8 protein-coding genes are annotated in these 13,452 nt (G+C 59.3%); 3 read left to right on the top strand and 5 right to left on the bottom strand.

The genetic code is table 11. The features are described from left to right. Positions 1-37: 37 nt before the first annotated feature. Together KO088_RS07440 and KO088_RS07435 are read left to right on the top strand one after the other, a co-directional pair. Positions 38-2,197 (top strand): S46 family peptidase, encoded by a 2,160-nt coding sequence (locus KO088_RS07440; protein ID WP_421957761.1) that lies wholly within the window; start codon positions 38-40, stop codon positions 2,195-2,197. Next, positions 2,194-2,910, top strand: a complete 717-nt coding sequence (locus KO088_RS07435; protein WP_215494215.1) for an SIR2 family NAD-dependent protein deacylase — start codon at positions 2,194-2,196, stop codon at positions 2,908-2,910. Before KO088_RS07440 ends, KO088_RS07435 begins: the two co-directional genes overlap by 4 nt. A gap of 466 nt (positions 2,911-3,376) precedes the next feature. On the opposite strand, the gene KO088_RS07430 is transcribed toward KO088_RS07435, so the two are convergent. From KO088_RS07430 to KO088_RS07420, 3 genes are read right to left on the bottom strand one after another with little or no spacing between them, the layout of a single operon-like run. Then, positions 3,377-4,318, bottom strand: a complete 942-nt coding sequence (locus KO088_RS07430; RefSeq protein ID WP_215494214.1) for a phosphoribosylaminoimidazolesuccinocarboxamide synthase — start codon at positions 4,316-4,318, stop codon at positions 3,377-3,379. A gap of 4 nt (positions 4,319-4,322) precedes the next feature. Continuing rightward, on the bottom strand, positions 4,323-5,318 hold the full coding sequence (locus KO088_RS07425; RefSeq protein WP_215494213.1) for a PhoH family protein: 996 nt from the start codon (positions 5,316-5,318) through the stop codon (positions 4,323-4,325). Positions 5,319-5,322: 4 nt separating this feature from the next. Continuing rightward, positions 5,323-8,013: a 4-alpha-glucanotransferase gene (locus KO088_RS07420; RefSeq protein WP_215494212.1), complete on the bottom strand. Its 2,691-nt coding sequence runs from the start codon at positions 8,011-8,013 to the stop codon at positions 5,323-5,325. A gap of 904 nt (positions 8,014-8,917) precedes the next feature. Here KO088_RS07420 and KO088_RS07415 point away from each other — a divergent pair. Further along, positions 8,918-9,412 carry a cell division protein ZapE gene (locus tag KO088_RS07415; protein WP_215494211.1) on the top strand — a complete coding sequence of 165 codons (495 nt, stop codon included), beginning with the start codon at positions 8,918-8,920 and terminating at the stop codon, positions 9,410-9,412. Positions 9,413-9,507: 95 nt separating this feature from the next. Here the strand turns inward: KO088_RS07415 and KO088_RS07410 are convergent, their stop codons facing one another. Continuing rightward, on the bottom strand, positions 9,508-11,364 hold the full coding sequence (locus KO088_RS07410) for an alpha-1,3-galactosidase B (RefSeq protein ID WP_215494210.1): 1,857 nt from the start codon (positions 11,362-11,364) through the stop codon (positions 9,508-9,510). A 174-nt stretch (positions 11,365-11,538) separates the two neighbouring features. Then, a complete protein-coding gene (locus KO088_RS07405; protein ID WP_215494209.1) occupies positions 11,539-12,969 on the bottom strand; it encodes an aspartate ammonia-lyase in 1,431 nt (476 codons plus the stop codon). Positions 12,970-13,452 lie beyond the last annotated feature (483 nt).

Below are 13,452 nucleotides of genomic sequence, written 5' to 3'. Positions count from 1 at the left end.
TCACACGGATATTACTTAACCACTCAATATCGTATCAATGACTATGCGTAAAACCCTACTTGCGCTCCTCATCGCCCTCGGCGTCGGCTCCATCGCACGTGCTGACGAGGGTATGTGGCTCCTGGAGCAGCTCTCCAAGAAGTACCCTGAGCTCGTCAAGCGCGGGCTCTTGATGAAGGAGTACGATCTCTACAACCCCAACGGCACCTCGCTCAAGGACGCTGTCGTCAGCTTCGACGGTGGCTGTACGGGTGAGATCATCTCGTCGCAGGGGCTCGTCCTGACGAACCACCACTGCGGCTATGACGCGATCCAGAAGCTCAGCAGTGTCGAGCACAACTACCTCGAGAACGGCTTCTGGGCGCAGAGCTTCGCCGAAGAGCTCCCCGCTAAGGGCGTCGTCGTGACCTTCATCGACAAGATCGAGGACGTCACGGCCTTCGTACAGGCAGAGCTCAAGAAGGTGCGTAAGGGTACGGGCATGGAATACCTCTCGCCCGCCTTCCTTCGCTCGGTAGCTCGCAAGCGTGTCGGTGACAACTTCCTCAAGGATCACCCAGGCACGGAGGTCGAGATCCGTCCCTTCTACAATGGGAACAAGTACCTCATGTTCACCAAGAAGGTCTACTCCGACATCCGCTTCGTCGGTGCACCTCCCAGCGCTATCGGGAAGTTCGGTGCCGACACGGACAACTGGAAGTACCCCCGTCACGCTGGTGACATCTCCATCTTCCGCATCTACGCTGATGCCAACGGCAACCCTGCTCCCTACTCAGAGAGCAACGTGCCTCTGAAGCCCAAGCGCTGGTTCAACATCTCTACCGATGGCGTACAGCGTGATGACTTCGCTATGATCATGGGCTTCCCTGGCCGTACCAACCACTTCTTCCTCCCCTCCGAAGTAGAGGAGTGGAAGACCATCGACAATGATATCCGCATCCGCATGCGCAGCATCCGTCAGGAGGTCATGCTCAAGGATATGCTTGCCGACCCCAAGGTGAACATCATGTACGCCGCTAAGTACGCCCGTTCGCAGAACGCTTACAAGCGTGCTATCGGTGCGAACTTTGGTATCGAGAAGAATAACATCAAGGCTATCAAGCAGCAGGAGATGGAATCCCTCTTCCGTTCACTAAAGGAGAAGACTCCTAATTTCTACAAGCCTTACGCTGATGCTGTCTCCACGATCGACCGTGCTATCGAGGGCCGTCGTGACCTACGTCGCCAGTTCTGCTACCTCGACGAAGGCCTGTGGCAGGCTATCGAAGCTACGCGCGCCCCTGGTGCTGATGACCCGCTGACCGCTACGGACAAGGCCTTCACCGCCTACAACAACAAGGACTACCTCCCCTCGCTGGATGCTAAGATCGCTAAGGCTGAGCTCGCCGAATACACGCGTCAGATCGACCGCAAGGACTGGCCCACGGCTATCGCTGAGGGTATCGATAAGTTCGGCTCGGTAGATGCTTACGTCGATGCGATGTTCGCTCAGTCGACCTTCACCACGCCCGAGGGCTTTGAGGCCTTCAAGAAGCTGGGTGCTAAGGAGCAGCAGGCTGTCCTCTCCTCCGACCTGATGTCGCGCTTTGCTGCCTCTGTCCGCACCAAGCGCGAGCAGCTGACGAAGGATCTCCGTGCCTTCGATAACCCCATTGATCTGGCTCGTCGTACCTACGTCGGCGGTATCATGGCTCAGCGTGGCACGGACAACCTCTGGCCCGATGCCAATAGCACGCTGCGCTTCACCTACGGTCAGGTCCGTGGCTACTCGCCCGTCGACGGTGTCGAGTATCAGGTGCCTACGACCCTGCGTGGTGTGATGGAGAAGGAAGACCCCACCTCATGGGAGTTCGCTGTCCCCGCTCGTCTCAAGGAGATCTACCAGAAGCAGCTCTACGGCGAAGGCAAGCGTTGGGCAGCTAAGAAGGCAGACGGCACGTATGAGATGCCTGTCAACTTCGCCGCTACGACCCACACCACGGGCGGTAACTCCGGTAGCCCTGTCTTCAATAAGTACGGTGACCTGATCGGTATCAACTTCGACCGCAACTGGGAAGGTGTCGGTGGTGACATCCAGTACCTGCCCTCCTACCAGCGTAGCATCATCTGTGATATCCGCTACGTCCTCCTGCTCATCGACCAGTTCGGTGAGTGCCCCCGCCTCATCCAGGAGCTGTCGCTCGTCTCACGCCGATGAATACCCAGAGCCCCCGGCGTCCGCACCTCGTCGTCCTCTCGGGGGCGGGGATGAGTGCCGAGAGCGGCCTGTCGACCTTCCGCGATAGCGATGGTCTGTGGGCGGGGCATGACGTCCAAGAGGTCGCCAGCATCGAAGGTTGGTACCGCGATCCCCAGTGCGTGCTGGACTTCTACAATCAGCGCCGTCGGGAGTTCGTCGGAGCAGAGCCCAATGAAGGGCACCGTCTGCTCTCCCGCCTCGAGGAGTACTATCGTGTGACGATCGTCACGCAGAACGTCGACGACCTGCACGAGCGTGCGGGTAGTAGCCGTGTCATCCACCTCCATGGGGAGCTGATGAAGAACCGCTCCGTGCGTGATCCCTTCACCACCTACCCAGCAGAAGGGGCGACACGTGAGCTCCATATCGGGGACTTAGCGCCCGATGGCACGCAGCTCCGTCCCTTCATCGTCTGGTTTGGCGAGGAGGTGCCGGAGATGATCCCTGCTATCGAAGCCACTGAAGAGGCAGATCTCTTCCTCGTCATCGGCACGTCGCTGGAGGTCTATCCTGCAGCGGGACTGCTGGGCTACGTCCCAGGGAAGGCGCCCGTCTACTGCATTGACCCGAAGCCCGTGCGTAGTAGCTACCGCCCCGACCTCATCCATATCCAGGCGGGCGCTGTAGCAGGTATGCGCGACCTCTATGCGCGCTTGACCGAAGGCCGCTAACCGTCCTCCGTTGAGTTTCCTCACCGAAGCTCGCATCCTCATCCTATGAAGGCTGTCCGCACCCTTCCCTCGTGGAAGCGTGCGGACAGCCTCTTTTTATGCGTGCTCCTCACGGCCTTGGTGCTCCGTAGCACTACTCCTTTACCTTCTCCCTCCCCCGAGAAAACTTCCGCTTCACCGCAGCCAAAACCACGGAGGTCTACACCTATTCTTCTATCTTGGTGTGTGGTCCTAAGATCCCCGCACGTAGTTCAAAGGATTTCCCCACGTAGTCCTAAAATCCACGTACGTAGATTTAGAAATACTCCTACACCTCGCACGAAATACCGCGCGAAAAACGAGTGAGTACCTCTATTCCTTCGTGCCTTTCCCTCCGCTCTTTCCCCTCACGTTTCTATACAGCAGCGCCCCATGATCCGCTCGGGATCATGGGGCGCTGACGCTTGTGGGGGAGGTAAGGCGGGGCTTACTTGAGGGCGGCGAGGACGTTGCGCTCGATGCGAGCCGTGAGGTCATCGGTGGGTTCGGCGACGAAGGCACGACCCGTGACGGTCTCATACAGCTCGATGTAGCGGTCGGAGACGCTCTTGCAGTATTCCTCGGTCATCTCGGGGACGACTTCGCCGTCACGGCCTTGGAAGCCGTTCTTGATAAGCCACTGGCGGACGAATTCCTTGGAGAGCTGCTTCTGCTCTTCGCCACGCTCGAAGCGCTCTTCGTAGCCTTCGGCATAGAAGTAGCGGGAGGAGTCGGGCGTGTGGATCTCGTCGATGAGGTAGATCTTGCCGTCCTTCTTCCCGAATTCGTACTTCGTGTCGACGAGGATCAGGCCACGCTCACGTGCCATCTCCTGACCACGCTTGAAGAGAGCGTAGGTGTAGGCCTCGAGCTGCTTGTAGTCTTCTTCGCTGACCAGACCGGTGCGGATGATTTCCTCGCGGGAGATATTCTCGTCGTGGCCGACATCTTCCTTCGTGGTGGGGGTGATGATGGGCGAGGGGAAGGCTTCGTTCTCACGCATGCCGTCGGGGAGCTGGATACCGCAGAGGGTGCGTTCGCCTGCCTTATAGGCACGCCAAGCTGAGCCGGTGAGGTAGCCACGGATGACCATCTCTACACGGAAGGGCTCACAGCGCAGGCCGAGCGATACCATAGGGTCGGGAGCAGAGATGAGCCAGTTGGGGACGATGTCGCGCGTAGCTTCGAGGAAGTAGGTCGCGATCTGGTTGAGGACTTGTCCCTTGTAGGGGATGCCTTTGGGGAGTACGACGTCGAAGGCGGAGATGCGGTCGGTGGCGATCATCGCTACCTGCTCACTGCCGAGGAAGTACACGTCGCGGACCTTGCCATGATAGACGTGATCCTGATGGGGAAACTGGAAGTCCGTGCGGACGAGTGTCTGTGCCATAGTGCTATCTTGTGTGATTAGTTTGTGATGTGTCGGAGGGGGCGGACGTCTTTTCGTCCTTGGCATCGTAGACGGCCACGATCTCGGAGACGAGCGGGTGGCGCACGATGTCGGTCTTATCGAAGTGGATGAAGCTGATACTCTTCAGTCCGTGGAGCTTGTCGAGCGCGTCCTTGAGGCCTGAGGTCACGCCACGAGGAAGGTCGATCTGCGTGAAGTCCCCCGTGATGATCATCTTCGAGCCCATGCCGAGGCGCGTGAGGAACATCTTCATCTGCTGTGGTGTAGTGTTCTGCGCTTCGTCGAGGATGACGACGGCATCACTCAGCGTGCGACCACGCATGAAGGCCAGCGGGGCGATCTGGATGACGCCTGTGTCCATGAGGTCTTTGAGCTTGGGGGCGGGGATGAGTTCGCCGAGGGCGTCATAGAGTGGCTGGAGGTAGGGGTCGAGCTTGTCCTTCATCTCGCCAGGGAGGAAGCCGAGCTTCTCGCCTGCTTCGACGGCAGGGCGGGAGAGGATGATACGGCGCACCTGCTTTGCCTTGAGGGCTTTGACCGCCAGACAGATGGCGATGAAGGTCTTCCCCGAGCCGGCAGCACCTGTGGCGAAGCACAGGTCACGCTCGGCGAACTCGCGAGCCATGCGGCGCTGACGCTCCCCGCGGGGGAGGATCGCCTTGCCGTGGACGCCGTAGATGAGTACGTCGCTCTCGGTGGTGGGCAGGGTGTCGGCGGCCTTACTGCGGTGCCGACGCACGACCTCGATGATCTGTGCTTCGGTCAGCTGGTTGTGGCGACTGCACAGGGCTTCCAGAGAGGAGAGGATGTGCAGGAGCTCTTCGGCGGCTTGGTCTTCGCCAAGTACCTTGATGACGTTCTGGTGAATGCGTAGCTTCGTCTTAGGGAAGAGGTTCTGTAGCGTGACGAGGTTCGCGCGGTTGACACCGACGAACTCCTGCGTGTCGGCTTCCTCTAAGACGTAGAGTCGCTCCATCATAGGCTTATAGTCGTTGGGATAGGGTGATGAGATGCTTGATGTGGGTGCGCCATTCGGGGGCTGCCGCCTGCAGGTCGCTTAGGCTGCGGGGGAAGCGATAGCCCCAGTAGTGATGCGGATCCTCGGGGCGGTTGATCTGCTCCTCGGCGGGAGTGGTGAGCCAGAGACGGCTGTCGAGGCTCATCCAGTCGGCAAGGGGTAGGAGGACGGCGGCGGATGGGGAGGCGAGATGCGCCTCGATGATGCGGCGGTAGAGGCCTTCTTCGTCGGGAACTTCCTCGGTGAGAAGGAGCTCCTGGCGATAGTAGCGCTCTTGCTCGCTCGCCGAGAGGCTGTGCCACCAGCCACGTAGCGAAGGCATATCGTGGGTGGAGGTCGTGGCTACCGAGCGGGCGGGGAAGCTGTCGGGGCGTGCCCAGCCCGTGGGGGTAAAGGCCTTCGGCATACGCTCCAGCTCGAGGGAGAGGACCTGTAGCTCGTCGAGGACGGCGGGTACAGAGGCGGGGATCATCCCGAGGTCCTCGGCACAGAGCAGAAGGCGCGTGTGGCTCGTCAGCGCACCGAGACGCAGCAGGGCGGTGGTGCGGAAGAGCTCGTTGTGTCGGACGTAATAGTAGTCATCGCTGACGGCTCGCCAGCGCTCCTGCAGCTCCTCGGGGAAGCGGGCGAAGAGACGACTGCGCTCCAGCGCTATGCGTGGGTGGTAGTGCCCCGCCTTGTACGGGTCGGCGATGAGGGCTGTCTCCGTGCAGAGCTCAGCGAGTACGGCTGCGACGTCGGCTCCGAGAGCGCGCTGGGCGGCCTCCGTCTCGTAGTCGGCTTGCTCGCCATACGTGAGCTGATAGAGCCCTGCAAGGGCGGTGCTATGGAGATAGCCGCTGTCGAGGAGGTCATCGAAGCTATCGCCAAGGCGTGCTGTCAGCTCGTCTTCGTGGACGAGTGGTGCGGTGAGTAGCTCGATGGGGAAGGGGAGGGCGAGCTTCTCCTGCCACTCCTCGAGACTATAGGGGAGGGCGGGGTGGAAGTGCCCCAAGAGGCCAGAGCGCTGCGTGCGCGGTACCTCCCAGATGCGGAAGAAGCCGAGGATATGGTCGATGCGGAAGGCGTGGAAGTAGCGGGCCTGACGCTCGAAGCGCTGGCGCCACCAGCGGAAGTTGCCTTCCTCCTGCATACGCTCCCAGTTGTACGTGGGGAAGCCCCAGTTCTGCCCGTCGGCAGCGAAGTCATCGGGCGGGGCGCCTGCGGACTGCTCGGTGTGGAAGAGATGCGGTGCCATCCAGACGTCTACGCTGTGGGGTGCTACGCCGATGGGGAGGTCACCCTTGAGGAAGATACCTCGCTCCTCAGCATAGCTTCGCACAGCCTGGAGCTGGCGGTCGAGGACGAACTGCATCCAGTAGTAATAACCTACCTCCTCGGCATATGCCGTATCGTCGAGATAGGCGGCAGCCTTCGCCTCGTCATACGCTTCCCATCCCGTCCAGTCGCTGGGTGTGCCCGAACCAAACTGGTCACGCAAGACGCAGTAGAGGGCGTAGGGACGGAGCCAAGCAGCGGCCTCGTCGTAGAAGAGACGGAAGTCTTCGCTTGTGAGGTCGGCCTTACCCTGTAGCTCGAATGCACGGCGGAGGAAGCGCTCCTTCAGCTCGAGTACGCGTGGGTAGTCCACGGCGGGGAGCTGGCGTAGCGCCTTTGCCTCGCGGAGGAATGCCTTACGCTCCTCGGAGGGGAGGGCGGGCAGTGCCTCGGGATCGATGTATATGGGGTGGAGGGCGTCGACGGATATCGCATTGTAGGGATAGGAGTCGGCGGTGCCTCGTGTGCTGGTGGTATCGTTGATGGGGAGGAGCTGGACGGCGTGCATACCTGCTTCGGCTGCGAAGTCAATGGCTTCTCTGAGCGCGCCGAAGTCGCCTATACCCCAGTCGGTGTCGCTGCGCAGTGAGAAGAGCGGTGCGACAAGGCCTGCCGTACGTACGGGGCGGCTGGGAAGATGGAGGTAGCTATCCTGCACATAGCAGTAGGGATAGACGGTGCTGTCGGGGAGGCTTGCCCAGCGGTCTTCGCCCTCCTCCCAGAGGTAGGTATAGCCAGCGTCTGTGCTGAGGAGGTATTTGTAGCGAAGCGAAGTGGGGGTGGAGCCTATGGCAGAGGCGGGGAGCGTAGCGCTCCAGCGTCCTTGTCCGCGGTAGGTGAGGGGAAGAGCCTTTTTAGGATCCCAACTCCCGAGTGCCTCGCAGCTCCCCGTCACGAGAAGGCGCTCACCCCGACGTAGGGCGGGAGCGTGGACGGAGAAGGTGAGGCCAGGCTGTGGTGCTTCCTCTGGTGCTACCGCCTGCTGACCAAGGATATCGCAGAAGGCCGCAGAGAAGGCAGGGGCGTCCTCAGGGCAGTCGATCCAGCGGTCTTGTGTGAAGACGGCCGTGTCGCCAGCGGGGAGATGAAGTTCGTGGGGGATCCGCCATTCCTCGCGCAGTACGGCACCCGTCTCATCGGTGAGGCGGTAGCTATATATATAATGTATAGGGGAGGTGGCGGAGGGGAGGTGTAGAGTCGCTTGCCAATGCCCTTCCCCGAGATGCTCGAGGGGGAGGGTCTGCGCTCCAGAGTGGGCGGGGCTGTCGGCAGCTCGACCTACGAGCGTGAGCCGCTCGTGGGGCTGCGCCCAGTACTCGATGGAGAAGGTGACTGTCATCTATAGATAGGGTCCTACCATTCGTTCGTGTAGAGAAGGTGCATCCGTGTGTACCTTCCGCTGCAAAGGTACGCAATATCTTCGGCCCTGGGGTAGGGCAGTGTGGGTGCCTCCTTCGGTGGGGAGGGGGCGAACCTATATGGAGACTGTCGCCGCGAGTCCTACCCTCTACTTCGAGTGCTAAGGTATCGTGCGCTTAGCTTCCCGATATGCCTCTCCGAAGTGATATACAAGCCCTTCGCCTTATCGCGTGTATTCCGCTTATCCAGCGGAGGAAAAAGTGTCCTTCTCGTGAAGGAAAAAGCGCCTTCCCATAGTGGTTTTTCTCTGTCTACGTACGTAGTCTTAAAGACCAGGTACGTCAGTCCAAATATCCACGTACATAGATATTAGGACCACGTACGTAGTCCAAACTTATCTCCCACTCGTTCGCAGCTTTTTATCCCTACGCGGAGCAACAACCTAATAGAGATCACTTCACAAAGCTATATAGCTCTATCCTCGCACCTATATTGGTCGCTGAGCGAAGCTATATTGGTCGGTGACGTGACCTATATAGGTCGACCCGCGGAGCAATATAGGTTCACTCATCCCCCTTCGTCGGGACGTCGGAGGAGCTCCTCGAGGAGCGGAGATCTGACTGCGCGAGAAGGTGCATCGTCAGCGGGCTTTCGGGAGGTGCGGAGTGTAAAATAAGTGGAGCTTCGCGGGCGTGAAAGCTCCATATTTTGGCTTTTTCTTACCTTTGCGTGTCACCCGAGGGAGCACAAGCGGTGCCTCAGACGGTGGCCTACAGACCCGAAAGCCGGGGACCTTCTTCGTCTTTATCCTGATCTCGGGGCCTGTCTCGAGCTATGGAGCGAGTCGCTGAAGGTATGTTGTACCTAAACCAAATTTTATGACGTTGAAAGGAATTCTTTTCGGCGCACTGGCGGGCGTGGTGCTCTTAGGAGCGACCTCAGCAAGCCTTCCCTCCCAGCCCTCCTCGGGTGGTCTGCGTGTGGGTGACGTGCTACCGGAAATGAAGTCTCTGGACGCGGAAGGTCGTGCCTCCACCACGGAGTCAGCACAGCGCTATCGTCTCATCCACTTCTGGGCAGCCTATGATGCTACCAGTCGCGCAGCGAATGTGGTATGGGATCATTACTTCGCTGGTAAGGCACAGACGGCTATCGACTACCAAGCCATCTCGCTTGATACCGACGATGCTGTCTGGTCACAGACGATCTCCCTCGACCAAGTGGATCAAGAGGACCAGCGCTACATCGCCCCCACGGAGCGTAGCCGCTATATGGCAAGTGCAGGACTCCTCGACGGACTACACACCTACCTTGTGGATGATCACGGGGTCGTCGTAGCCGTAGATCCGACGCCAAGCGAATTAGCGAACTATCATTAAACTCAAATTATTGGCAAGAGCCACGACCAGGGATCCTCTGGTCGTGGCTCTTGCTTTTTGTCTATGTGTGGGTGAATGCCCCTCCTTATGAAGGGCTACTCGGTGAGGTCGCTCCCCTCGATATCTATGTTTCGACAGCCCTCGAGGAGGAAGCGCTTCTGATTGGGGTGGAACTTTGGGTAGCTCGTCGTCGGCTCGATCTTATTGCCACGCCACAGGATACCGTCGGTGCTGATGGCGTGCAGGAGCGGCGTGTCGAAGGTGCGGAAGATGTTGTCCTCGATGCGGATGCTCTTCGGCCCCTGCCCATAGAAGGGGTGGCGCTGTGAGGCGAGCTCGGGGATGATGGGGTGGATGCTGATGACTGCGCTGGTGAACTGGTAGAGGCTCGTCAGTACGTCTTGGAAGAGGTTGCGGCGGATCGTGACCTCACGCGTCTGCCCCGACTCGTACCACATGTTATTGTCCGTGCTGAAGAGGATCGCCGAGCCGCTGACGTGGTCGAAGGTGTTGTCCTCGATGAGGACGGGGCGGGGCGTATTGATGAGGATGCCTCGGGCGCGGTTGTGCCGCACGAGGTTGTGGGAGAAGTCGACGCTCGGCGTGCGGGTGAGGTTCTCCATGCTGATCTGTCGCTCGGGCGTGTAGTCTGCGGGTAGCTCCTCGTCGAAGGTGATGCGCAGCTCGCGTGCGCCCTTGAGTTGCTCGCCATCAGCTGGGCTAATGGAGCGTACGTGGAAGGAGCCTTCTAGCCCCTGGATATCGCGCGAGGTGACCAGACGCACCGAGTCACCAGGCATGGCCCACGTGTAGCCAAAGGCCTGCTCGTGCATGAAGCGCCCGACGAGCGTGTGCTTACCCTCACGTGCTGTGACCTTGAGGTAGACGCCATGGACGTTCAGCGCGTCGTCCATCATGTTCTCAAAGCGGCAGTGCTGTACGGAGATCTTCCCCTCACAGGCGACGAAGTGCGTGGCATCGGCTTGGGTGGTGAAGTAGCGTCCACCGCGGGGGCGGAGCTGGACGTGGAAGCGCTCCAGCGTGATGTCGCGGGAGTTCTGGGTGAGGACGCCCATGCCCTCGGCGAAGTGGATGTTCATATCCTCAAGGCGAATATCCCGGCTCTCGGTGATGAAGATAGCGGGCTGGGGGCGGTAGCCGGTGCGGGCGGCGAAGACCGTCCCTGCGGGGAGGTGGGAGTCCTTCCAGTGGGGAGCATAGAGAAGCGGCCTCGTATGCTTGCCCGTGACACCCATGGCGGCAGCCTCGCGCGGAGCGAGCTGACGGATGTCTTTATTCGGGAGGAGCATGTCGGAGGTGCGGTAGAGGAGCTCACGCGTCTTCGGGTCAAAGGCGAGACCATGGTCGGGTGTAGAGCGCCAACTCGTGCCGTAGGTTTCCAGCTGTCCCTTGTCCGTGATGCGCCACTTGACCCAAGGGGCGGGGGTGAAGACGATACCGCGCGCGGTGTCGGAGTGTAGGATATGCAGCTGTGAGATCTGCGGATTGGTGAAGTCGATGGTGAGGCCTCGGAGCTCGACGCCCTGACAGCTGTCGAGGACGATGGGAAGCATGCGGTCTTCGAAGAGCAGTTCGCTCCCCTCGCCCCTTACGATGACGTGGCGCCAGCCTCGGAGGAGAAGGCCTATCGGACGGCTCCCTGCGTGGTCGTGATTGGAGATGAAGTACTCGTGCTCTACGGCTCCCTCGCGGGTGAAGTGGTAGCGCCCAGGGCGAAAGCGTAGCTCCAGTGTGTCGCTTCCCTTCTCGAGGTCGGGGTGTAAGCCCTCGAGGAGCTTGCGGAAGACGGGCGTGGCGTTGATCTGCTTCCCCTTGCGTGGGCCGAAGGAGGGGAGCTGAATGACGCGGCGATGAGCCTTCATAGGAAGCACTGCGGTGAGGAGCAGGGCGAGCGAGAAGAGGGCGTATTGGGTGGGAGCGAGCTGGCGCATAAGAGGGATGTCGGTGCTGTGAGCGGGGAGGGAAGTTGGGGAGGGAGGCGGTAGCTTCCCTTGGTTTCGTAGAGATAAACGAAGTAGCCCCAACTCCTTGCCTACATTGGGTAAGGGAGTTGGGGCTACTATGCTTAGTGCTGAGCGTGCTCAGTCGTGTCGGTCAGGCGTGGATTACTTCTTGGCCTTGATGCCGAGACGAACGGGCTTGATCATGTTCTCAGGAGCGAGTACCGTATCGAGGTCTTCCTGAGAGAGGATACCGTGCTCGATGATGAGGTCATAGACACCACGACCCGTCTCGAGAGCTTCCTTAGCGATCTTCGTAGAGTTCTTGTAGCCGATGATGGGGTTGAGGGCGGTGACGATACCGATGCTATTGCGGACGTTGTCGCGGCACTTGTCTTCGTTGGCCGTGATACCGTCGATGCAGAGCGTGCGGAGCGTGTCGAAGCCATTGATCAGGAGGTCGATGGACTCGAAGCAGCACTGTGCCATGACGGGCTCCATAGCGTTGAGCTCCATCTGCGAAGCGTCGCCAGCCATGGTGACGCAGAGGTCGTTACCCATGACCTTGTAGCATACCTGGCTCATGACTTCGGGGATGACGGGGTTCACCTTACCGGGCATGATCGAGGAGCCTGGCTGCATAGCAGGGAGGTTGATTTCGCCGAGACCGCAGCGAGGACCGCTGGAGAGGAGGCGCAGGTCATTACAGATCTTGTTGACCTTGATAGCGATGCGGCGCAGAGCAGAGCTGTAGCCGACCATTTCGCTCGTGTCGCTGGTAGCGCCGACGAGGTCTTCAGTGAGGGTGATATCCCAGCCCGTGATCTTCGCCATAGCTTCGGTGCAGTAGCCAGCGTATTCGGGCTCAGAAGAGATACCCGTACCGATAGCCGTAGCCCCCATGTTGATAGCGAGGAACTGGTGAGCAGCGTAGTCGAGGTTAGCGATCTCGTGGCGGAGGATCGAAGCGAAGCCACCGAAGGTCTGGCCGAGCGTCATGGGCACAGCGTCCTGGAGCTGTGTACGACCCATCTTGACGACGTGTGCGAACTCCTTAGACTTCTTCTCGAGAGCTTCGATGAGCTGGATGAAGTGGGGGCGGAGCTTGAGGTGCGAAGCGTAGAGACCGAGGTGGATAGCCGTGGGGTACGCGTCGTTGGTCGACTGCGAGCCGTTTACGTGGTCGTTAGGAGAGAGGTACTTGAACTCACCCTTCTCGTGACCCATGATCTCGAGTGCGCGGTTGCAGATGACCTCGTTGGCGTTCATGTTCGTCGTCGTACCTGCGCCCCCCTGGATCATGTCGACGGGGAAGTGCTGGTGGTGCTTGCCTTCGAGGAGCTCGTGGCAAGCCTGGACGATAGCGTCCTTCTGCTGGTCGGTGAGAAGGCCAAGGCGGTGGTTAGCGATAGCGGCAGCTTCCTTGGTCCATGCGAGCCCGTGGATGAAGAGGGGGTAGTCGCAGAGGTGGAAGTTGCTGATGTTGAAGTTTTCTATCCCACGGAGGGTCTGCACACCGTAGAGGTGCTCATTGCTGATCTGGCGTTCGCCGATCAGGTCACTTTCAAGGCGAAAGTCCTTGCCTGAAGTAGCCATAGTATGATGTCGTTACTAATAAGGTGTATTAAACTTTAGGGCAAAGTTACAGCTTTTTCGTTCTCAGCAAGGGGGTAGTGAGGCCCTTGAATAGCAGGCTGTCAGCGGGTTGTGTGGCGCTTTGCTCGCACTTATTATAATAATGTAGAGAAAGGGCGTGTGGTGAGGGGTAAACGTGTGAAGCTGTCTGCCTTTTCGTGGGAAGGGTGGTTTTTTGCTTTGCTTGTATGTGTGCTCTTGTGCGAAGGGAGCAATACATACCCGTAGAGGGTAGAGATATAAACCTATATTGGTCCGCGGGTTGACCTATATAGCTTTGTGAAGCAACCTATATTTAGGTTGTTGCTCCGCGTAGGGATAAAAGTTATGGATGAGTGGCAAATAAGTTTGGACTACGTACGTAGCTCTAATATCTACGTACGTGGATATTTGGATTTACGTGCCTGGTCTTTAAGACTACGTGCATAGATAGAAGAATACCAC

This window comes from Porphyromonas bobii (genome assembly GCF_943169685.1).
In the GTDB taxonomy this organism is placed as follows: domain Bacteria; phylum Bacteroidota; class Bacteroidia; order Bacteroidales; family Porphyromonadaceae; genus Porphyromonas; species Porphyromonas pasteri.
The sequence above is the reverse complement of the archived record's forward strand: the minus strand, read 5'-3'. Positions and strand labels throughout refer to the sequence as shown.